A 20,034-nucleotide genomic window follows, 5' to 3' on the forward strand; every position below is an offset into this window, starting at 1 on the left:
TCTGCCATGGGGGTGTTGTCAGTGGGCTGTGTTCTCATGGAGACATGATCGAAACGAAGACGGAAAGCATCGAAGACTTTCTGAACACGCACATCAACCACAAGCTCATGACCGGCGTCGAGGACATCGTCCGCGCCGCCGCTGCCGCCGAGATCACCCCGCGCTTCCGCCGGCTCGACGCCGCGGAGATCGAGGAGAAGAGCGCGCCGCACGACCTCGTGACGGTCGCCGACAAGCGCGCCGAGGAGTACCTCACCCGCGAGCTCGCCGCTCTCCTGCCCGGCTCCGTGGTCGTCGGCGAGGAAGCGGTCGCCGCGGACCCGGCCTCCTACGAGGCGATCCAGGGCAGCGCCCCGGTGTGGATCGTCGACCCGGTCGACGGCACCCGACAGTTCGTGCACGGCGACCCCGGCTTCTGCACCCTCGTCGCCCTCGCGCTCGACGGCGTGGTGCTCGCCTCCTGGACGTACGCGCCCGCGCTCGGCGAGATGGCCGTCGCGGTCCGCGGCCGGGGCGCGCGGCTCAACGGAGAGGTGCTGCACGCCGGACCCCCGGCGCCCGGCACCGACCTGCGGGTCGCGACCTCGCACCCCGACTTCACGACCGACGAGCAGAAGCGCTCCCTGCTCGGCCTGCGCACGGACGGCGTCGCGCCGCGCCCGTGCGGCTCCGCGGGCCTGGAGTACCTGGGCATCGCCCGCGGCACCGTCGACGCGATCGCGTTCGGCTGGGAGCTGGCCTGGGACCACGCGGCCGGGATCCTGCTGGTCGAGGAGGCCGGCGGCGCACACCTCACGCGTGACGGGATCCCGTTCTCGATCCGCGGCGGGAACGCGCTGCCGTTCACGGCCGCGCGGGACGCGGATGCCGCGCGGCGGGTGGCGGGATTGCTGGCGGCCTGACCCGCGCTCCTGCGCTGTCGGTGGCCCGGCATATCCTGTCCGGGCAGTGGCCATCGGCTGACAAAGGAGTCCGAAGGTGCCGTCGATGCTCGATGCCGTCGTGGTGGGTGCGGGGCCCAACGGGCTGACCGCAGCCGTTGAACTGGCCAGGCGCGGCTTCTCCGTTGCCGTGTTCGAGGCCGAGGACACGGTCGGCGGCGGCGCACGCACCGAGGAGCTGACGCTCCCCGGCTTCCGCCACGACCCGTGCTCGGCCTCGCACCCGCTGGGCATCAACTCCCCGGCGTTCAGGGACCTGCCCCTGGAGCGGTACGGCCTGGACTGGGTCCAGCACGAGCTGCCGATGGCGCACCCCTTCCCCGACGGCACGGCGGCGACGCTGTCCCGGTCCGTCGCCGAGACCGCCGCGTCCTTCGGCCCGCGCGACGCGGGCGCGTACCGCCGCCTGATCGAACCGCTGCTGCCGCACTGGGACACGCTGGTCAAGGACTTCATGTCACTGCCGCTCAGCGCGCTCCCCCGCGACCCGGTGACCCTCGCCCGGTTCGGCCTCGTCGGCCTGCCGCCGTCGACGTGGCTGATGCGCCGCTTCCGCGACGAGAAGGCCCCCGCCCTGCTCTCGGGCCTCGTCGCCCACGTCATCGCGCCGCTCGGCGGCTTCGCGACCTCCGCGATCGGCCTGGTCTTCGCACTCGCCGCACACGCGCGCGGGTGGCCCGTCGCACGCGGCGGCTCCCAGTCGATCTCCGACGCGCTCGCCGGGTACCTGAAGGACCTCGGCGGCGCCATCCACACCGACTACGAGGTGAAGCGGCTCGACGACCTGCCGCCGGCCCGCGCGTACATCTTCGACACGTCGCCGACGGCCGTCGCCAGGATCGCCGGACTCGGCCGCTATTACGACCGCTTCCGGTACGGGGCGAGCGTCTTCAAGGTCGACTACGCGCTCGACGGACCGGTGCCGTGGACCGCGAAGGAGGCACGCGTCGCGGGCACGGTGCAGGTCGGCCCGTACCGCTCGGACATCGCCAGGGCGCTGAACGCCGCGTCCCGCGAGGGCCGAGGACCCGAGGCGCCCTTCCTGATCACGGTCCAGCCGACCGTCGCCGACCCCACGCGCGCCCCCGAGGGCAAGCACACCTTCTGGGCGTACGGACACGTGCCGAACGGCTGGGACGGCGACCTCACCGACGCCATCGAGCGCCAACTGGAGCGCTTCGCACCGGGGTTCAGGGACCTGGTCCTCGCGCGCGCGACGGCGGGCCCACCCGAACTCGCGGTCCGCAACGCGAACTACGTGGGCGGCGACATCGCCTCCGGCGCGGCCAGCGGCCTCCAGCTGCTCCTGCGGCCCAAGCTCTCCCTCTCCCCGTACACGACCCCGCACCCCGCCGTATACATCTGCTCCTCCGCGTCCCCACCGGGCCCGGGAGTCCACGGCATGTCGGGCCACAACGCGGCGAAGGCGGTGTGGAGGAGACTGCGGGCCCACTAAAGCCCCTCCAATTCAAGCCCCGCCGGCGATTGAGGCGCGGGGTCCGGGGCAGAGCCCCGCGACCGCAACGACGGCCGACGTCCATGTCGAATTTCCGCCAGCCATCCGCCTCACCTTGCCCGATGCTAAAGACATGCACACCGACACAGACCGCTGCGTACGCGCCGTGCAGGCCAAGGACACCCGTTTCGACGGAGTCTTCTTCACCGCCGTGGTCACCACCCGCATCTACTGCCGTCCCGGCTGCCCGGTCGTGCCGCCCAAGCCCCGCAACATGCGGTTCTACCCCAGCGCCGCCGCCTGCCAGCAGGCCGGATTCCGGGCCTGCAAGCGGTGCCGCCCCGACACCACCCCCGGCTCCCCGGAGTGGAACGTACGGGCCGACCTCACGGCCCGCACGATGCGCCTCATCGGCGACGGCGTGGTGGACCGCGAGGGCGTCGCCGGGCTCGCCCGCCGCCTCGGCTACAGCGCCCGCCAGATCGAGCGGCAGCTCCTCGCGGAGCTGGGCGCGGGCCCTCTCGCCCTCGCCCGCGCGCAGCGCGCCCAGACGGCACGCCTGCTGATCGAGACCACTCAACTCCCGCTCTCCGACGTGGCGTTCGCGGCCGGCTTCGCCTCGATCCGCACCTTCAACGAGACCGTCCGAGAGGTCTACGCGCTGTCGCCGACGGAGCTGCGCACGCGCGTGCCCCAAGGGCGCACGGGCGCTGCGGGAGTGCTCACGCTGCGGCTGCCGTTCCGCAAACCCCTCAACCCCGACAACCTCTTCGGCCACCTCGCCGCCACCGCCGTACCCGGCGTGGAGGAGTGGCGCGACGGTGCGTACCGGCGCACCCTCCGGCTCCCGTACGGGCACGGCATCGTCGGCCTGACCCCCGGCGCCGAGCACATCGCCTGCCGCCTGATCCTCACTGACCAGCGCGACCTCGCCGTGGCCATCAGCCGATGCCGCCGCCTGCTCGACCTCGACGCGGACCCGGTGGCGGTCGACGACCAGCTCCGCACCGACCCGCTCCTCGCCCCGCTCGTCGACAAGGCGCCGGGCCGCCGCGTGCCGCGCACCGTCGACGAGGCCGAGTTCGCCGTACGCGCCGTCCTCGGCCAGCAGGTCTCCACGGCCGCGGCCCGCACCCACGCCGCCCGCCTGGTCCTCGCCCACGGCGAGCCGGTCGACGATCCCGAGGGCGGCCTCACCCACCTCTTCCCGTCCCCGGCGGCCCTGGCCCGCCTCGACCCGGAAGCGCTCGCGCTGCCCCGAAGCCGCCGCACGACCCTCACCACCCTCGTACGCCAACTGGCCGACGGAGGGCTGGCCTTGGGCCCGGAGTCCGACTGGGACGAGGTCCGCGCGCACCTCGCCGGGCTGCCCGGCTTCGGCCCCTGGACCGTCGAGGCGATCGCCATGCGCGCCCTCGGCGACCCCGACGCCTTCCTCCCCACCGACCTCGGAATGCGGCGCGCCGCACAGGAGTTGGGCCTGCCCCACACCCCCGCGGCGCTCACCGCGCGGGCCGCGGCCTGGCGCCCCTGGCGTGCGTACGCGACCCAGTATCTGTGGGCGACCGACTCCCACCCCATCAACTTCCTTCCCGCGTAAGGAATCCGGACCATGCAGCAGAAGCGGCACACCCTCATCGACAGCCCCTACGGCCCCCTCACCCTCGTGTCCACGGACGGCACACTCTCCGGCCTCTACATGACCGACCAGCGACACCGCCCGCCGCAGGAATCCTTCGGCGCCCGCGACGAGCGTCCCTTCGGTGCGGCCATCGACCAGCTGACCGCCTACTTCCAGGGCGAGTTGACGGAGTTCGACCTGCCGCTGCACCTCCACGGCACCCCGTTCCAGCGCTCCGTCTGGGCGGAGCTCCAGCGGATCCCGTACGGCGAGACCCGCACGTACGGGGAACTGGCCGAAGCCCTCGGAAACCCGAACGCCTCCCGGGCGGTGGGCCTCGCCAACGGCAAGAATCCCGTCGGCGTCATCGTCCCCTGCCACCGCGTCATCGGCGCGAACGGCGACCTCACCGGTTACGGCGGCGGCCTCGACCGCAAGCGGCAATTGCTGCACTTCGAGCGCACGCGCGCCGGATTCCGCGCGTCCTCTGGCGCCCCGACCCTGTTCGGCTAGCGTGCGCCCGCATGGGGCGATGCCTGAAGCAGCGGACCACCGGCACGCAGGAGATCCGCTGGGCCGACGAACCGGAGACCGCGCCCGCCGTCGCCTGGATCCACCTGGAGGTGGAGGGCCCGGTGGAGCGGATCCTGACCCTGTGGGCGGACGAGGCGCACAGCACGCCGTACGCGCGCGTCGAGGCGCTGTGCCCGACGCCGGGGCAGCCGATCACCTACCGCGTCCGCGCCCCCGACGGCGACGTGCTCGGCACGATCACCCGGGACCCGGCGCTGCGCGGGCGACGGCTGCGGACCCGCTGGAACGTACGGCCCGAAGGGCTGCCGGCCGCGGTGGGGCGCCAGGGACCGCTGTGGCTGTGGACGCTGTGGTGGGTGATCCTTCCCTTCCAGTCGGTGGTGGTGCTCCTCGGGCTGATCGGAGGCGCCTTCTCCGGCGCCGTCCCACCACCCCAGCGCATCACGTGGCGGGCACAGGGCACGACCGTACTGACCTACACGGACCGCAACGCGGGCTGCCACGTGGAGCTGCACGACCCGGCCCATGACCCGCGCCTGGTGGCCGGGCTGCTGGCGGTGCGGACGTACCACCGCTCGCCCGAGGCGTACCGCGCGCGGGCCCGCAGCCTGGAAACCCGAGATGCGTCAGAAACGCCCTAGGGCCTGTCTTCAAACTCCCGCCTGCCCGGCGACGCCGGGCAGGCGGGAGTTTGAAGACAGGCCCTAGCCCGGATACACCCCGTACGCCGGCAGCCCCGCCGTGTCGAACACGTGCACCGACAGGCCGCCCGCCGTGGAGCGCTGGCTCACCGGGCGCAGGCCCGCCGGGGTGCCGTGCTCCGGGAAGAGGCGGCGGCCCCGGCCCACCACGACGGGGGCGATGGCCAGGCGCAGCTGGTCGACGAGGCCCGCCGCGAGCAGCGACTGCGCGAGCCGTGAGCTGCCGTGGATCTGCAGTTCACGGCCCGGCTGCCGCTTCAGGGCGTCGACCTCGGCGGCGATGTTGCCGGTGAGGACCGTGGTCGGGTTCCAGTCGGCCTCGGTCAGGCTCTGGCTGGCGACGTACTTCGGCAGGCCGTTCATGACCGCCGCCATGGGGTGGTCGGTCATCGTCGGCCAGTCCCGGGCGAAGTTCTCGTAGGTCCGGCGCCCGAACAGCAGCCCGTCCGCCTGCCCGAGCCAGCCGTCGGCGATCTCCATGAACTCCTCGTCCACGTACGGCACGAACCAGCCGCCGCGCGTGAATCCGTCGCTGGTGTCCTCGTCAGGGGCGCCCGGCCCCTGCGACACACCGTCCAGCGTCAGGAACTCCTGCACCACGAGCTTCACTGAGCACCACTCCCTCGTCAGTCCTTGGCCTCCGCGTGCACCGGCTTCGGGATCAGCAGCGACGCGAACAGGGCCGCCACGATGAGCACGAGCCCCGCCACGACACCGGCACTGTAGCCGCCGACCGAGGTGCCGCCGGTGGGGGCGACCGAGTCCATCGCCGCGTACAGGACCACGAAGCTGAGGCCCGCGCCGAGGTTGAAGCAGCCCGCGTTGAGGCCCGGCAGGAAGCCGGGGTTCTCGGGCGGGGAGAGCACGATGCCGAGGCCGTTCAGCATGATGTTGGCCATGCCCGCGTAGGTGACGCCGAGCAGGATCGACACCGTCAGGAGCAGGCCCGCCGAGTCCGTCTGGAGCGTCAGCAGCGCGACGACCGTGGAGACCGCCGTGGCGATCAGGCCGGTGCGCAGGACGCGGCCGTAGCCGAACGTCGCCGAGAGCCGTCCCGAGATCGGGCCCATGGCCAGGCCCGCGAGCGCGTACGGGGTCAGCGTCCACCAGGTCGCGCCCTCGGCGCCGAGGCCGAGACCCACGGAGGTGTCCTGCGCGAAGCCCGGCAGCAGACCGTTCATGATCGCGAAGACGCCGGTCATGGTGAGCATCGTCGACAGCAGCAGCGACCAGGTGGCGCGGCGCTTCAGCAGGTGCGTGGTGACCAGTGGGTGCGCGGAACGGTTCTCGAACCGCCAGAACGCCCAGAACGCGAGCCCGGCCACGACGAGCAGCCCGATCGCGAGCGGCCAGTTCGCGGCGGCCAGCTTGCCCGCCTCGTTGAAGGCGATCAGGAGCGCGCCCACGGAGATCACCAGGAGCAGTACGCCCGGCCAGTCCATGGGCGGCCGCTCGGCCGCGCGGGACTCCGGGGCGCAGAGGCGTACGAGCACGGCCGAGAGGACCGCGAAGGCGGTCATGACCCAGAAGATCGACGCGTAGCCGTAGTGCTCGGCGAGCGAGCCGCCCGCGAACGAGTCGACGCCCGCGATGCCGCCGTTGACGGCGGTGACGACGCCCATGAGCGTGCCGTACCGCTTCGGGTCCGGGACCTCGACGCGGAGCATGATCAGGGCGAGCGGGATCGTCGGGCCCGACGCGCCCTGGATGACACGTCCCACGGCGAGCATCCCGACGGAGGTCGCGAGCGCGGAGATCACACACCCGACGGCCATCAGGACCATCATCGCGGTGAGCACCTTGCGGCGGCCGATCAGGTCGCCGAGGCGCGGCAGGAAGAGCGAGAACAGCGCGGCGGCCGTGAAGAACGCGGTCTGCGTGACACCGATCGCGGACGCGGTGGTGTCGAGCTCTTCCGCCATCGTGGCGAGCGCCGGGCTGAGCATCGAGGCGTTGAGCTGGAAGGCGAAGCTGGCCGCGAGCAGCGCGACCATGAGGGCGCCGATCCGGACCGGGCGCCTCGCGTCCGGGCCACCGGCCGAGGAGTCGGGGGAGGCGGCGACGTTCATGCTGCGGGCGCCCCGTTCCCTCCGGGCTCGCCGATGCGCTGGAGCGCGTCCACGACGAGGTTCCAGAACCGCTCGTGGTCCAGGTCGACGGCGACCTGGGTGTGGCAGTCCTCGGGCGCGGGCGCGCGCAGGTCGGTGACGGTCATGCCGAGCGTGAGGGAGCCGCGCAGCTCGATGTCGACGGGCGCCTTGCGGACGGTCATGACGCTCGGGTCGATGACGTACGCGACGGCGCAGGGGTCGTGCACGGGCGGGTGCTCGAAGCCCTGGTTCTCGCGGTAGGCCGCGCGGAAGAACTCGAGCAGTTCGAGCACGAATTGCGCGGGCTTCGTCCCGACGGCGGCGATCTTCTTCTCCACCTCGGGGGTCGCGAGGGCCTGGTGGGTGAGGTCGAGCCCGACCATGGTGACCGGCCACGGCTCGTTGAAGACGATGTGGGCGGCCTCGGGGTCGATCACGATGTTGAACTCGGCGACCGGGCTCCAGTTGCCCTCGTGGTAGCCGCCGCCCATGAGCACGACCTCGCGCACCCGTTCGACGATGCGCGGCTCCTTGCGGGCGGCGAGCGCGATGTTCGTGAGGCCCGCGGTCGGCACGATGGTGATCTCGCCGGGCTCGTGCGCCATGACCGTGTCGATGATCAGGTCCACCGCGTGCCGCTCGTCGAGTTCGAAGAGGGCGTCCTGGAGCGCGGGTCCGTCGAGGCCCGTGTCGCCGTGGATCTCGGGCGCGGTCTCGATCGTGCGGATCAGCGGCCGCGGGCAGCCCGCCGCGAACGGCACCCCGGTGATTCCGGCGATCGCCGCCACGGAGAGGGCGTTGCGCGTCACCTTCTCCAGGGTCTGGTTGCCGACGACGGTGGTCACGGCGACCAGCTCGACGTCGGGGTTGCCGTGCGCGAGCAGCATGGCGACTGCGTCGTCATGACCCGGGTCGCAATCGAGGATGATCTTCCTGGCCAACGGTACGAGCCCCTTTGCTCTGGTTACGAAAACTGTCCACGGAAACATCCCTCGCCGCCACACGAGATGTCAACGCGCGTAGATGCGTGGATGCTCACGTCGCGGCCGGCTTCTCGACCGGCCAGGTGTCCGATCAGGTGTCCGGCCAGGTGTCCGGCCACGCCACGTCGTCGATGGCGAGCCAGGGCGCGCGGGCCACGGCCGCCGGGGTGAGCCCGGTGAACTCCCTGACGTCGCGGTGCAGATGGGACTGGTCGACGTAGCCGCTCGCGGCGGCGACGTCGGCGGCCGGGCGCCCCGCGGCCAGCAGATGGGCGGCGTGGTCGAACCGCACGAGGCGGGCGGCGCGCTTGGGGGCGATGCCCAGCTGGGACCGGAATCGGGCGCACAGCCGCCCCCGGCTCCAGCCGACCTCGTCAGCGAGGCCTTCGACCCGCACCCGCCCCCGGCCGGCCAGCGTGCGCCGCCAGACGTGGGCGACCTCCGGATCGACGCGTCGGGAGGTGTCGAGGCGACGGCCGATGAGCTCCGTCGCGATCGCGAACCGCTCGTGCCACGAACCGGCGGCGCGCAGCCTGTCCTCGGCCCGCCCCGCGTGGCGCCCCCACACGTCGTCGAGGGACGCCAGGGTCCCGCTGAGCTCCGCCGCGGCGCCGAACACCGCGGTCGCCAGGGCCGGTTCGAGACGGATCTGGAGGCACGTGCCCACCCGGCCGGAGGCCCGGAGCTCGCCGGGGAGCAGCCCGATGACGGCGCTGCCGCGCCCGGCCTTGCCGTGGGCGTCGTAGACGATGCCGTCGCCCTCGCTCAGGTCGATGAGCAGCGTGACGGAGGGGTGCGCCACCATGCTGATGTCCATGGGCGCGGGGACCCGCTGGCTGAACCCGGCCATGCTGATCCCTGGCAGCCGAAGCGCCGGGGGCGGGACCGAGATGTCCATCGAGTCCCAGTCGGGCGGTGTCCCGATGGCTGTCCCGATCGGCGGCATATGGCGAGTCTAGAACTCTGCCTGCCGAGCCGTCCCTGCGAAGTCCAGCAGGAGTTCTCCCGTCGCCTCGGGCGCCTCCAGGAGGGGGAGATGTCCGACGCCGGGCAGCAGCTCCACGCGCGCGTGCGGCACCGTGCCGTAGTCCTGGGCGGACGCCGGGTCCCAGCGCGGGTCGGCGGCGCCGAAGACGGCCAGGACCGGGATGCCGAGCGGGGTGAGGCGCTCGGGCACGCTCCGCTCGGTGAGGTACGCGCTGTTCGCGCCCAGGACCGCCCGGAATGCTCCGTACGTGATGCCCTGCACCCCGGCGATCAGCTCGTCCGGGACGTCCAGGGGGCGGGCGGCCGTCGACCCGATGCCCCGGCGGACCATGGCGTCCGAGCGCATCGACCAGATGAGTCGGCCGAACGGCGGGCCCGTCAGGAAGCGCAGGATGAACGGCTGCGGAAGCAGCGCGTCCATGCGCGGGCCCGTACTGATCAGGGTCAGCGAACGCACCAGTTCTGGACGCCGCTCGGCGAGCGCGGTGGCGACGTAGCCCCCGCTGGAGTGCCCGGCCACGGCGACGTCACGCAGGCCGAGGTCGTCGAGCAGCCCGGCCAGCGCGGCCGCCTGCGCGGGCACTTCGTAGGACGGGGCGGGCGGGGAGTGGCCGCAGCCGGGCAGGTCGACCCGGATGACGTGGTGCTGGCCGGCGAGGGCCGGCAGCATCGGGATCCAGCAGCCGCCCGCGGCCCCCGATCCGTGGATGAGCAGGAGGGGCGGCGCCTGTGGCGGACCGTCGTGGACCACGTGCATCCCGTGCGAGAGTTCAACGTCGTACGCAGTCATACGGCGAGGGTGCACGGGCCGCGGGCTCCCGGTCTTGTAAAAATGTCGCCGCACCGGAGCCGGGCACGGCTACGGCAGGCCGCCCTGCGTCTCGGCCAACTCCACAGTCCGCGCGGCCAGTTCACTGATGCGGGCGCCGTCGAAGCCGAAGACGGCGCTGCGCAGCCGGTCCTCCAGGGGGTCGGTCCACTGCGGGGGGATCGCGGCGGCGCCGCACAGCACCCCCGCGAAGGAGCCGGCCGTCGCGCCGTTGGAGTCCGTGTCGAGGCCGCCGCGGACGGTCAGGGCGACGGTGCGGGTGAAGTCCCCGTCCCCGTACAGCAGCCCGGCGGTGAGCACCGCGGCGTTCGGGACCGTGTGGATCCAGCCGAGGCCCGCCGTCTCCCCGGCGACCGTGGACAGCGTCTCCTCCCAGGTCAGCCGCGAGTCGTGCAGGGAGGCCGTGCGGCGTACGACGCGGGCCAGGCGGCTGCTCGCGGGGATCACGCAGAGCGCGGCGTCGAGGGCGGCGCGCGGGGTCGGCGCGGTGAACGCGGCGGAGATCAGGGCGGCGGCCCACATCGCGCCGTACACGCCGTTGCCCGTGTGCGAGAGGACCGCGTCGCGGCGGGCCAGGGAGGCGGCGCGGCGCGGGGCGCCGGGGTTGGTCCAGCCGAAGACGTCCGCGCGGATCAGGGCGCCGATCCACTCCTGGTGGGGATTCTCGTACGTCGCCGTGAGCGGGGGCTTGAGGCCGTTCGCGAGGTTCCGGTAGGCCGCGCGCTCCGCCGTGAACGTCTGGAGGTAGGGCAGGCGCAGCAGCCACAACTCGCCCACCTGCTCCGTCGTGAACGCGAGGCCGTGGGTCTCCAGGAGGTGCAGGCCGAGTACCGCGTAGTCCACGTCGTCGTCGCGGCAGCTGCCGTGGATGCGGCCGCGCACGCACTGGCGCCATTCGGGGCGCAGCGCCGACGCCACCTCGTCCGAAGGCGGTTCGGGCAGATAGTCGGTCAGGGGCAGGGCCTCGGCCTGCCGCAGATAGCGGTCGATGCGCTCGCGCGTCCACACCTCGCCCTGCTCGACCGGCTTGCCGAGCATGTTGCCAGCGATCCGGCCGAGCCAGCCGCCGAGCACACGGTCGGCGAGGGCGCGGTCGGGGAGGTCGCTGAGCCCGGGGCTCGTAGGCGTCATGAGACCGGTGTACCCGCATTTGAAGATCAACGGTCGTGCTGGTTTGCGGCTCTTTGTACGCGTATTCCAGCGACGATCGCCGGTCCGCGGGCCGGACGGCCATGGGCAGCGGCCCCCTCCTGCGGTTAAGGTCGCAGCGGCGCGACTGCCTTGCCCGGAGCAAGGCGCAACAGCAAGGGGAGAGCAAGGTGGCGGACGCTGCACAGGCCGCGCGGCACGTGTTGATCGCGGCGGACAAGTTCAAGGGCTCGCTCACCGCCGTGCAGGTCGCACAGCGTGTGACGGCGGGTCTGCACCGGGTCGCGCCCGAGGTCACGGTGGAGTCCGTGCCGGTCGCGGACGGCGGCGACGGGACGGTGGCCGCGGCGGTCGCGGCCGGGTTCGAGCGCCGCGAGGTCCGGGTGACCGGGCCGCTGGGCGAGCCGGTCGTCGCCGCGTACGCGCTGCGCGAGGGCACGGCCGTCGTGGAGATGGCGGAGGCGTCCGGCCTTCAGCTGCTGCCCGAGGGCGAGTTCGCGCCGCTGACGGCGACGACGTACGGGTCCGGCGAGGTGATCACCGCCGCGCTCGACGCGGGGGCGCGCACGATCGTGTTCGGCGTGGGCGGCAGCGCCACGACGGACGGCGGCGCGGGCATGCTGTCCGCGCTCGGCGCGCGGCTGCTGGACGCGCAGGGTGCGCCGGTCGGTCCCGGCGGTGGCGCGCTCGCTGACCTGGCCTCGGCGGATCTCTCCGGGCTCGACGCGCGGCTCGCCGACGTCGAACTCGTCCTGGCGAGCGACGTCGACAATCCGCTCACCGGGCCGAAGGGCGCGCCCGCGATCTACGGGCCGCAGAAGGGCGCCACCCCCGAGGACGTCGCCGAGCTGGACGCGGCGCTCGCCCACTTCGCGAAGGTGCTCTCCGAGTCGGTGGGTCCGAAGGCGCTGGAGTACGCGGAGTCGCCGGGGGCCGGCGCCGCGGGCGGCATCGGGTACGGGGCGCTGGTCGGGCTCGGTGCGAGCTTCCGGCCCGGCATCGAGATCATGCTCGACGTCCTCGGCTTCGCGCCCGCGCTGGAGCGGGCCGAGCTCGTGATCACCGGCGAGGGCTCGCTGGACGAGCAGACGCTGCACGGCAAGGCGCCCGCGGGTGTCGCCGCGGCGGCACGGGCGGAGGGTGTCGAGGTCGTCGCCGTGTGCGGACGCCTCCAGCTGGCACCGGAGGTCCTCGGCCGGGCCGGTATCCGCCGGGCGTACGCGCTCACCGACCTGGAGCCGGACGTGGCGCGCTGCATCGCCGAGGCGGGACCGATCCTGGAGGACGTGGCCGCTCGCATCGCGGAGGACTTCTTGCGCTGAGCACACTCAAGCCCCGCCGGCGATTGAGGCTTTCCAGCCCCGCCGGCGTTTGAGGCGCGGGGTCCGGGGCGGAGCCCCGTGACGTGCAGGACAGGGCGGGGCTCGGCGACGTACGGCGTGCCCTGCCCCTCGCCGCGCCGCCCCGCGACACACGGCTCACCCCGGTGACAACCGGTACGCGTCCAGCGCCAACGTCATCTCCATCAGGTCCCGTGGCCGCGACAGGGAACGCGACGTCAACTGTTCCAGCCTGCGCAGGCGGTTGAAGACCGTGTTGCGGTGGCAGTACAGGCGGCCCGCCGCCCGCCCCGCCGACCCCTCGCACGCCAGCCACGCGTCCAGCGTCTCCAACAGGACCGCCCGGTCCGCCGGTTCCAGGGTCAGCAGCTCGCCGAAGACCCCCGACACCAGACGCTGCGCCAGGTCCGGCTGACTCACCACCAGGGCCGTCGGCATCCGCTCGTCCAGGCGGACCACGCCTGTCGTTTCCGGCGGGCAGGTGCGCAGCGCCAGTTCGGCCAGGCGGCGGGCGTGGCCCAGCTCGGCGAGGCCCTTGACGACGGGGCTGACCCCGCCGGGGCCCGGGCAGCGGCCGTCGAGCAGTGCCGCCAGATCGTCCAGCGTGCGGCCCGCACCCAGCGCCGCCACCCCCACCTCGCAGTCCGCCCGCATCCGCCACACGAACCGGAACCTCGGGTCCTGGATCCGCCGGTGGAACGCCTCGCGCCCGCCCTGCCGCTCCACCCGGAGCACGACGACGGCGTACGGGCCGTGCTCCGGCAGGTCGAGGCCCGCCGCCGCGCGCGCCGCGAGGCCAGGCGCCGGACGGCCGTCCAGGAGCGCGTCGAGCAGCGCCTGCGTCTGCTCGTCGGTACGGCGGCGCAGCTCCAACTCCGTTGCCCGGTACGCCTCGGAGGCCGCCTCGGCCTGCGCGTCCACCGCCGCCCACACCATCGTCGCCGAACGCATCAGCGCCTTCAGCCGGGCCGGTTCGCCGCCGGCGCTCTCCATCAGGGCGTCCCAGACGAGATAGCCCGCGTTGCGGTACGCGTGGATCAGAAGGTCCAGCGGCAGGCCTTGGCCCGCCCGGCGCCGGCCCGCGTCCTCGGCGTACTCCAGGTCCCTGCGCGGCGAGTCACGGGGCGCCGAGATCGTCTCGACGCCGATACGCATCGCCTGCTCCGCCTCCCGCCACTGGACGTCGTACGGCAGCACGCGCGCGTAGACGTCCGAGTGCGCGAAGAGCTGCCGCAGATGCTCGTCGACGAGCTCCGGAACCCGGTCGAGGAGCGTGCCGCAGGCCTCCTTCAGCAGCTTCCAGTCCAGGTCCGTGCGGTGCTTGCGTGCGCCCATCGCCCCTCCCCAACCACCTGTAAAGCGACGGCAAAGAACCCACCCGCTTGTGCGGAGGATGCCACCCGCCGCCCGTCCCCGGCAGGCCCCTGACACGGGGTCTTGTGCGCGAGCACAACCGGGGCGGGCGGGCGCTGGGCCCACGCAGCGATTCGCGGGCCGCCCGTGGACGGGCCGTCCGCGCGGTGCTGTCGTGAGCGCCACCGGTCCAGGGAGGGACGCACACAGTGACCGATGTGAGCAAGGCAAACGATCAACGGCTCGTCGTCGACGACGTATCCGTCGGCTACGGGCCCGTACGCGCCCTGCGCGGCGTGACCCTGGAGGTACCGCCGGGGTCCGTCGTCGCCGTGCTCGGCGGCAACGGAGCGGGCAAGACGACCCTGCTGCGCGCCGTGTCGCGCACCCTCGGCTTCCACGGCGGGACGGTGACGTCCGGCACGGTGGACTTCGGCGGGCGCCGGATCGGCGGTCTGTCCGCCGACCGCGTGGTGGCCGCCGGGGTCTGCCAAGTCCCGGAGGGGCGGCGGGTGTTCGCGCGGATGACCGTCGCGGACAATCTGCGGGCGGGCGCGCTCGGCTCGCACGGTTCGCGGGCCGAGAAGGCGGCCGCGCTGCGCCGCGTGCACGAACTCTTCCCCGTGCTCGCCGACCGGGCGCAGCAGCGGGCCGGGCTGCTGTCCGGCGGCGAGCAGCAGATGCTCGCCGTGGGCCGCGCCCTGATGGCCGCGCCGAAACTGCTGCTCCTGGACGAACCGTCACTGGGCCTCGCCCCGTTGATGGCCGCCCGGATCGCCGACACGATCCGCGAGATCAACGCCCGGGGCGACCGCCAGGTCTCCGTACTCCTCGTCGAACAGAACGCGGCGCTCGCGCTGCGGCTCGCCTCGTACGCGTACGTCCTGGAGGTCGGCGAGATCACCCTGCACGGCCCCGCCGACGAACTCGCGGGCTCCGACGAGGTGCGCCGCCGCTACCTGGGCGTCGTCGACGAGACGGCCGCTTCGGACGCCGAGGCCGCCACCGGCGGCGCCGCGCACACGCCGACGCTGAGCCGTTGGGGAGGCGCGCGATGACCACACCCGTCATGACGGACGTACCGCCCCTGCACGTACGGGACTTGACCGTACGGTTCGCGGGCCTCACCGCCCTCGACACCATCGGCCTCACCGTGGAACCGGGCACGGTGCACGCCGTCATCGGCCCGAACGGCGCGGGCAAGTCCACCACCTTCAACGTCCTCTCCGGCGTCTACCGGGCCACCTCGGGCACCGTCCACCTCGGCGACCGCGAACTCACAGGCCTGCCCCCGCACCGCATCGCCGAACTCGGCGTCGCCCGCACCTTCCAGAACCTCGCCCTGCCGCCGCACACCACCGTCGCCGACAGCCTGCTGCTCGGCCGGCACCGGCTGACCCGTGCGGGCTTCGTCGCCGCGGGGCTGCGGCTGCCCTCGGCGGTCCGCGAGGAGCGTGCCCACCGCGAACGGGTCCGCGAGATCGCCGAGTTCGTCGGGATTGCCGACCAACTCGCCACACCCACCGGCTCGTTGCCGTACGGCGCGCAGAAGCTCGCCGAACTCGCCCGCGCCCTGTGCATGGAGCCCAAGATCCTCCTTCTCGACGAACCCGTCGCCGGCATGACCGCCGATGAACGCCGCCGCACCGCAGCCGTCATCGCGGGCGTCCGCGACAGCCTCGGCATCTCGATCGTCCTGGTCGAACACGACATGGGAGTCGTCATGCGGCTCGCCGACGAGGTGACGGTCCTCGACTTCGGCCGCCGCATCGCGGGCGGCCCCCCGGAGCGGGTGCAGAACGATCCGGCGGTGGTCCAGGCGTACCTGGGCGCCCCCGAAGAGCCGGAGGCATCCGCATGACCACCTTCCTCGAACTCCTCATCAACGGCGTCTCGATGGGCTCCGTCTACGCCCTCATCGCGCTCGGCTTCGTCGTCATCTTCCGGGCCACCGAGGTCGTCAACTTCGCCCACGCGTCGCTGCTGCTCGCCGGTGGGTACGTCATCGCGTCGCTCCACGACGACATCGGTTTCTGGCCCGCGGTCGGCGTCGGCATCGCGGCCGCGGCGGTCGTCGGCTCCGCCGTCGAGTTCCTCGTGATGCGGCGCTACCGGGGCCGCGACCACAGCGTCCTCGCCATCGTCACCATCGGCGTCGACATCCTCCTGACCACCGAACTCACCCGGCGCCTCGGCACGGACGTGCTCGCCATGGGGGATCCGTGGGGCGATGCCGTGCTCACCGTCGGCGGGGTCTCCGTCGCGCACACCCGGATCGCCGCGTTCGCCGCGGCGGCCCTGCTCATCACCGCCTTCCTGCTCACGTTCCGCTACACCTCGTGGGGCGTCGCGATGCGCGCCGCCGCCGAGAGCAGCGAGACCGCCGCGCTGATGGGCGTACGGCTCGGGCGGGTGTCGCTCGGCGCGTGGGCGGTGGCGGGCGGGCTCGCCGCGGTCGCCGCGCTGTTCCTGACCGTCTTCCCGACGCCGGGCCTCGAACGGGCCACGTCACTGGCCGCGTTGAAGGCCTTCCCCGCCGCGATCCTCGGCGGCCTCGACTCCACCACCGGCGCGCTCGTCGGCGGCCTCATCGTCGGCGTCACCGAGTCCCTCGCCGCCGGCTACCAGAGCGAACTCGCCTTCATGGGCCGCGGCCTCGGCGACCTCGCGCCCTATCTCGTGATGACCGTGATCCTGCTGCTGCGGCCCTCGGGGCTCTTCGGTACGAAGGAGCTCGCCCGTGTCTGACGTACTCGCACCGGACGCCCCACCGGCCAAGTCCCGTACCACGTACGGCAGGTCACTGCGAACGCTGTTCTCACGCCGCCGTACGTACGTCATCGTGGCCTGCGCCCTCCTGCTGCTCGCCCTGCCGTTCTACCTGGAGCGCTTCTGGCTACAGGCAGGACTGTTCGCCATGGCCGCCGCCATCGGCGCCATCGGGCTCAACCTGCTGACCGGCGCGACCGGGCAACTCTCCATGGGGCACGCCTTCTTCCTCGCCGTCGGCGCCTACGGGTACTGCGTGTTCGCGGGCGAGCGCGGCGAGACGATCAACGGGCTCGGCCTCCCGCCATGGCTCGCCGCCGTGCTCGCGGTGCTCGTCGCGGGCGTCGCGGGCGGCCTGTTCAGCCCCATCGCGGGCCGCCTCAAGGGCGCGTACCTCGGCATCGCGACCCTCGCGCTGATCTTCATCGGGCAGCACGTCCTGTTCAACGCCCAGGACCTGACGGGCGGCGCGAACGGGCGCGACGTACCCGCCATGAGCCTGTTCGGCCTCACCTTCGACGAGAGTGAACTCGCCGTCGCGGGCGTGCCGTTCGGAGCCTCCGAGAAGCTCTGGTACCTGGGCCTGCTGCTCACGCTCGGCTGCGGACTCTTCGCCCGCGGAGTGCTGCGCGGACGGCCGGGCCGTGCCCTCAACGCGATCCGCGACCACCGGATCGCGGCCGGGGTGCTCGGCGTGCCGGTCGCCCGCTACCGCGGCTTCGTCTTCGTGCTCTCGTCGATGTACGCGGGGCTCGCGGGCGTGCTGCTCGCCCTGGTCTTCCAGCGCACCGTGCCCGACTACTTCGGCATCACGCTCTCCCTCGAATACCTCGCCATGATCGTCATCGGCGGCCTCGGATCCGTCTCCGGTGCCGTCGTCGGCGCGGCCTTCGTCTCGCTCCTGCCGCAACTGCTCACCCGCTACAGCGACGCCCTGCCCCTGGTCTCCGCCCCCGGCACCGGCGGCGTGGCCCCCGGCGAGGCGTCCCGCTATCTGTACGGCGCCGCCGTCGTGGCGGTCGTCCTTTTCCTACCCGGCGGCATTGTGCGGCTGACCGCCCAGCGCGCCAGGAAACACCCTCAGGAGGACGCATGAACCCAAGGAACGGCCGCACCCGCATGCTCACGGTGACCGCCGTGGCGACCCTGCTCGCGCTGACCGCCGCGTGCAGCTCCAAGGCCAAGGACGACGGGGACGGCGACAAGCAGAGCGCCGGCGGCGTCAAGACCGGCAAGGGCGTCACCGGCAAGACGATCAATCTCGGCGTCCTCACCGACATGACCGGCGTCTACGCGACGCTCGGCAAGAGCGTCACCCAGGCGCAGCAGCTGTACGTGAAGCAGTTCAACGCCGCGGGCGGCGCCTGCGGCTACAAGGCCAAGCTCACCGTGCGCGACCACGGCTACGACCCGCAGAAGGCCGTCGCCGGATACACGGAGCTGGCGCCCGACGTGCTCGGCTTCCCGCAGTTCCTCGGCTCGCCGTTCGTGGCCGCCGTCAAGCAGCGCATCGACGGCCAGGACAAGGCGGTCGTGCTGCCGCAGGCCTGGTCGGCGCATCTGCTCGGCAGCAAGTACGTGCGCGTCATCGGGTCGACGTACGACATCGAGACGATCAACGCGATCGACTTCCTGATGAAGGAGAAGGGCCTGAAGAAGGGCGACAAGCTCGGCCACGTCTACTTCGAGGGGGACTACGGCGAGAACGCGCTCCAGGGCTCGAAGCACATGGCGAAGGAGGCCGGGCTCACCGTCGTCGAGCAGAAGATCAAGCCGACCGACAACGATATGACCGCCCAGGTCACCGCCCTGAAGAAGGCCGGCGTCAAGGGCGTCGTGATCAGCGCGGGCCCGCGCCAGGCGGCCTCCCTCGTCGGCGTCGCCGCGGCGGCGAAGCTGAACGCGCCGATCATCGGCAACAACTCGGCGTACTCGCCCCAACTGCTCGGCACACAGGCGGCCCCGGCCCTGCTGAAGAACTACTGGGTCGCCTCACCGTCGCTGCCCATCGGCGCGGACACCCCGGAGGCGAAGAAGCTCGTCGCCGACTACAAGAAGGCGTATCCGAAGGACTCGCTCGACAACGGCGTCGTCGCGGGCTGGACCGCCGCGGCCGTGTTCGGCGAGGCACTGAAGAAGGCGTGCGAGGACAAGGACCTGACACGCGAGGGCGTCGACAAGGCTCTGCTGTCCCTCAGCGACTTCGAGAACGGCTTCGGCGTCACCCAGGACTTCAGTGATCCGAAGGCCCCGTCCTCACACGGATCGGTGATCCTTCAGCCCGACAAGTCGGCGGTCGGCGGCATGAAGGTCGTGCGTCAGCCGTCCGAGTCCGAGGAGGCCAAGGGCTTCACACCCAACGCGAGTTGACGCCAGTACGTGTCGGCGGGCGCCCGCAGCTCCCGCCACACGTCGACGAACAGCCGGGTCGCGGCGCGGCCCGGCCAGTCGCGCGGAAGCAGCACGTCCGGCAGCCGCGGATCCCGCTCGAACGTGACCCGCCAGGCGTGCACGAGCCGGGTGCGTGCCACGAAGGCGGCCTCAGGGGTCCGCTCTTCGGCGCTGCGGTCGAACCGCGCCAGAAACCCTTCATGAGCCCGCCGTACGTCCGCCAACTCCCAAGTGCGACGGACGAGTTCGGCGTTGTCCTCGGCCCGGCAGGTCAGCCACAGGGCGTGCGCCGCGAGCCCCTGCTCCCGCAGCAGCCCCTTGAGGGCGGGTACGCCGCCCGGGTCGGCCGCACACCACAGCCCGGGGCCCAGTGACCCGAAGCCCTCGAACGCCAACTGCTGCTCCACCAGGCCGCGTTCACGCCACACCTCGCTCGGCGGACGCAGCACCAGCTGCTGCCACTCGCCGCTCCACGGCGTCGCGTCCACGGCCCGCTCAAGCCGGTGCGTCCACGCGGTGAGTAGCCTGACGAGCCGGGGTTCGAGCACGAGCCGCGTATGCCGCCCGGCCCGCTCCGAGCGCAGCCAGCCCTCCTGTCCGAGCCGCCCGAGCGCGCGCCGCGCCGCCGCGTCACCGATCCCGCACGCGCCGAGCGCCCCCACGACGGTCCCCGCCGCCACCCGCTCGTCGCCCGCGTACCGCACGTACTCGCCGAGCACGGTCAGCGCGAGGGTGCGCGCGCTGGGCGAACCGTCACCGTGCCGCCGCGTCCGGGGCTGCTCCACCATCCCCTGCTCTCCCTGCTGTTGACCTCTGCCCCGCCTCGATATAGGACGTAAGCAGCGCAAGCCTCGACCTTATGTCCTACGTCCAGCACGGCGAAAGGCGTA

19 protein-coding genes are annotated in these 20,034 nt (G+C 72.7%); 11 read left to right on the top strand and 8 right to left on the bottom strand.

Going from position 1 to position 20,034, the window contains the following annotated elements; translation table 11 throughout:
- The first annotated feature begins 44 nt into the window (after window positions 1-44).
- The 5 genes from ACFYWS_RS15475 (at window position 45) to ACFYWS_RS15495 (ending at window position 5,193) form a co-directional block, all read left to right on the top strand.
- Window positions 45-902, top strand: a complete 858-nt coding sequence (locus tag ACFYWS_RS15475; RefSeq protein WP_389275369.1) for an inositol monophosphatase family protein — start codon at window positions 45-47, stop codon at window positions 900-902.
- A gap of 85 nt (window positions 903-987) precedes the next feature.
- A complete protein-coding gene (locus ACFYWS_RS15480; RefSeq protein ID WP_389275719.1) occupies window positions 988-2,397 on the top strand; it encodes a phytoene desaturase family protein in 1,410 nt (469 codons plus the stop codon).
- Window positions 2,398-2,530: 133 nt separating this feature from the next.
- On the top strand, window positions 2,531-3,997 hold the full coding sequence (locus ACFYWS_RS15485; RefSeq protein ID WP_389275372.1) for an AlkA N-terminal domain-containing protein: 1,467 nt from the start codon (window positions 2,531-2,533) through the stop codon (window positions 3,995-3,997).
- 12 nt (window positions 3,998-4,009) lie between these two features.
- Window positions 4,010-4,531, top strand: coding sequence for a methylated-DNA--[protein]-cysteine S-methyltransferase (locus ACFYWS_RS15490; RefSeq protein ID WP_389275375.1), 522 nt, complete (start codon window positions 4,010-4,012; stop codon window positions 4,529-4,531).
- Window positions 4,532-4,542: 11 nt separating this feature from the next.
- Window positions 4,543-5,193, top strand: a complete 651-nt coding sequence (locus ACFYWS_RS15495; RefSeq protein ID WP_389275378.1) for a hypothetical protein — start codon at window positions 4,543-4,545, stop codon at window positions 5,191-5,193.
- Window positions 5,194-5,256: 63 nt separating this feature from the next.
- On the opposite strand, the gene ACFYWS_RS15500 is transcribed toward ACFYWS_RS15495, so the two are convergent.
- From ACFYWS_RS15500 to ACFYWS_RS15525, 6 genes are all read right to left on the bottom strand, one after another.
- Complete coding sequence (locus tag ACFYWS_RS15500; RefSeq protein WP_389275381.1) at window positions 5,257-5,862, bottom strand: dihydrofolate reductase family protein; 606 nt, start codon at window positions 5,860-5,862, stop codon at window positions 5,257-5,259.
- A 17-nt stretch (window positions 5,863-5,879) separates the two neighbouring features.
- The gene (locus ACFYWS_RS15505) at window positions 5,880-7,322 is read right to left on the bottom strand and encodes an MFS transporter (RefSeq protein WP_389275384.1); all 1,443 of its coding nucleotides are present in this window, start codon (window positions 7,320-7,322) and stop codon (window positions 5,880-5,882) included.
- Window positions 7,319-8,284, bottom strand: a complete 966-nt coding sequence (locus ACFYWS_RS15510; protein ID WP_389275387.1) for a nucleoside hydrolase — start codon at window positions 8,282-8,284, stop codon at window positions 7,319-7,321. The genes ACFYWS_RS15505 and ACFYWS_RS15510 overlap by 4 nt, the downstream gene beginning before the upstream one ends.
- A gap of 133 nt (window positions 8,285-8,417) precedes the next feature.
- Window positions 8,418-9,272: a helix-turn-helix domain-containing protein gene (locus ACFYWS_RS15515; RefSeq protein ID WP_389275390.1), complete on the bottom strand. Its 855-nt coding sequence runs from the start codon at window positions 9,270-9,272 to the stop codon at window positions 8,418-8,420.
- A gap of 9 nt (window positions 9,273-9,281) precedes the next feature.
- Window positions 9,282-10,103: an alpha/beta fold hydrolase gene (locus ACFYWS_RS15520; RefSeq protein WP_389275393.1), complete on the bottom strand. Its 822-nt coding sequence runs from the start codon at window positions 10,101-10,103 to the stop codon at window positions 9,282-9,284.
- Window positions 10,104-10,172: 69 nt separating this feature from the next.
- Window positions 10,173-11,273 carry an ADP-ribosylglycohydrolase family protein gene (locus ACFYWS_RS15525; protein ID WP_389275396.1) on the bottom strand — a complete coding sequence of 367 codons (1,101 nt, stop codon included), beginning with the start codon at window positions 11,271-11,273 and terminating at the stop codon, window positions 10,173-10,175.
- Window positions 11,274-11,461: 188 nt separating this feature from the next.
- On the opposite strand from ACFYWS_RS15525, the gene ACFYWS_RS15530 reads away from it, so the two are divergent.
- Window positions 11,462-12,613, top strand: a complete 1,152-nt coding sequence (locus tag ACFYWS_RS15530; RefSeq protein ID WP_389275399.1) for a glycerate kinase — start codon at window positions 11,462-11,464, stop codon at window positions 12,611-12,613.
- Window positions 12,614-12,769: 156 nt separating this feature from the next.
- Here the strand turns inward: ACFYWS_RS15530 and ACFYWS_RS15535 are convergent, their stop codons facing one another.
- Entirely contained in the window at window positions 12,770-13,966 is a 1,197-nt protein-coding gene (locus ACFYWS_RS15535; protein ID WP_389275402.1) for a PucR family transcriptional regulator, read from the bottom strand.
- Between the two features lie 236 nt (window positions 13,967-14,202).
- Between ACFYWS_RS15535 and ACFYWS_RS15540 the strand changes: the two genes are divergently transcribed.
- The 5 genes from ACFYWS_RS15540 to ACFYWS_RS15560 are packed head-to-tail and all read left to right on the top strand — an operon-like array spanning window position 14,203 to window position 19,123.
- Window positions 14,203-15,042 (top strand): ABC transporter ATP-binding protein, encoded by an 840-nt coding sequence (locus ACFYWS_RS15540; protein WP_389275405.1) that lies wholly within the window; start codon window positions 14,203-14,205, stop codon window positions 15,040-15,042.
- Window positions 15,043-15,053: 11 nt separating this feature from the next.
- Window positions 15,054-15,845, top strand: coding sequence for an ABC transporter ATP-binding protein (locus ACFYWS_RS15545; protein WP_389275722.1), 792 nt, complete (start codon window positions 15,054-15,056; stop codon window positions 15,843-15,845).
- Window positions 15,842-16,732, top strand: a complete 891-nt coding sequence (locus ACFYWS_RS15550) for a branched-chain amino acid ABC transporter permease (protein ID WP_389275408.1) — start codon at window positions 15,842-15,844, stop codon at window positions 16,730-16,732. Before ACFYWS_RS15545 ends, ACFYWS_RS15550 begins: the two co-directional genes overlap by 4 nt.
- Window positions 16,725-17,849, top strand: coding sequence for a branched-chain amino acid ABC transporter permease (locus tag ACFYWS_RS15555; RefSeq protein ID WP_389275411.1), 1,125 nt, complete (start codon window positions 16,725-16,727; stop codon window positions 17,847-17,849). The genes ACFYWS_RS15550 and ACFYWS_RS15555 overlap by 8 nt, the downstream gene beginning before the upstream one ends.
- Window positions 17,846-19,123, top strand: coding sequence for an ABC transporter substrate-binding protein (locus tag ACFYWS_RS15560; protein ID WP_389275414.1), 1,278 nt, complete (start codon window positions 17,846-17,848; stop codon window positions 19,121-19,123). Before ACFYWS_RS15555 ends, ACFYWS_RS15560 begins: the two co-directional genes overlap by 4 nt.
- Here the strand turns inward: ACFYWS_RS15560 and ACFYWS_RS15565 are convergent.
- Complete coding sequence (locus tag ACFYWS_RS15565) at window positions 19,072-19,932, bottom strand: PaaX family transcriptional regulator C-terminal domain-containing protein (RefSeq protein WP_389275417.1); 861 nt, start codon at window positions 19,930-19,932, stop codon at window positions 19,072-19,074. The genes ACFYWS_RS15560 and ACFYWS_RS15565 overlap by 52 nt on opposite strands.
- Window positions 19,933-20,034: the final 102 nt, after the last annotated feature.

The sequence above is a fragment of the Streptomyces sp. NPDC002795 genome (assembly GCF_042888725.1).
GTDB lineage: Bacteria > Actinomycetota > Actinomycetes > Streptomycetales > Streptomycetaceae > Streptomyces.

Excerpts from the sequence above, each read along its gene's own strand:
- ACFYWS_RS15475 (WP_389275369.1), top strand. The coding sequence starts at position 45 with ATGATCGAAACGAAGACGGAAAGCATCGAAGACTTTCTGAACACGCAC.
- ACFYWS_RS15480 (WP_389275719.1), top strand. The coding sequence starts at position 988 with ATGCTCGATGCCGTCGTGGTGGGTGCGGGGCCCAACGGGCTGACCGCA.
- ACFYWS_RS15485 (WP_389275372.1), top strand. The coding sequence starts at position 2,531 with ATGCACACCGACACAGACCGCTGCGTACGCGCCGTGCAGGCCAAGGAC.
- ACFYWS_RS15490 (WP_389275375.1), top strand. The coding sequence starts at position 4,010 with ATGCAGCAGAAGCGGCACACCCTCATCGACAGCCCCTACGGCCCCCTC.
- ACFYWS_RS15495 (WP_389275378.1), top strand. The coding sequence starts at position 4,543 with ATGGGGCGATGCCTGAAGCAGCGGACCACCGGCACGCAGGAGATCCGC.
- ACFYWS_RS15505 (WP_389275384.1), bottom strand. The coding sequence starts at position 7,322 with ATGAACGTCGCCGCCTCCCCCGACTCCTCGGCCGGTGGCCCGGACGCG.
- ACFYWS_RS15515 (WP_389275390.1), bottom strand. The coding sequence starts at position 9,272 with ATGCCGCCGATCGGGACAGCCATCGGGACACCGCCCGACTGGGACTCG.
- ACFYWS_RS15520 (WP_389275393.1), bottom strand. The coding sequence starts at position 10,103 with ATGACTGCGTACGACGTTGAACTCTCGCACGGGATGCACGTGGTCCAC.
- ACFYWS_RS15525 (WP_389275396.1), bottom strand. The coding sequence starts at position 11,273 with ATGACGCCTACGAGCCCCGGGCTCAGCGACCTCCCCGACCGCGCCCTC.
- ACFYWS_RS15535 (WP_389275402.1), bottom strand. The coding sequence starts at position 13,966 with ATGGGCGCACGCAAGCACCGCACGGACCTGGACTGGAAGCTGCTGAAG.
- ACFYWS_RS15545 (WP_389275722.1), top strand. The coding sequence starts at position 15,054 with ATGACGGACGTACCGCCCCTGCACGTACGGGACTTGACCGTACGGTTC.
- ACFYWS_RS15550 (WP_389275408.1), top strand. The coding sequence starts at position 15,842 with ATGACCACCTTCCTCGAACTCCTCATCAACGGCGTCTCGATGGGCTCC.
- ACFYWS_RS15560 (WP_389275414.1), top strand. The coding sequence starts at position 17,846 with ATGAACCCAAGGAACGGCCGCACCCGCATGCTCACGGTGACCGCCGTG.
- ACFYWS_RS15565 (WP_389275417.1), bottom strand. The coding sequence starts at position 19,932 with ATGGTGGAGCAGCCCCGGACGCGGCGGCACGGTGACGGTTCGCCCAGC.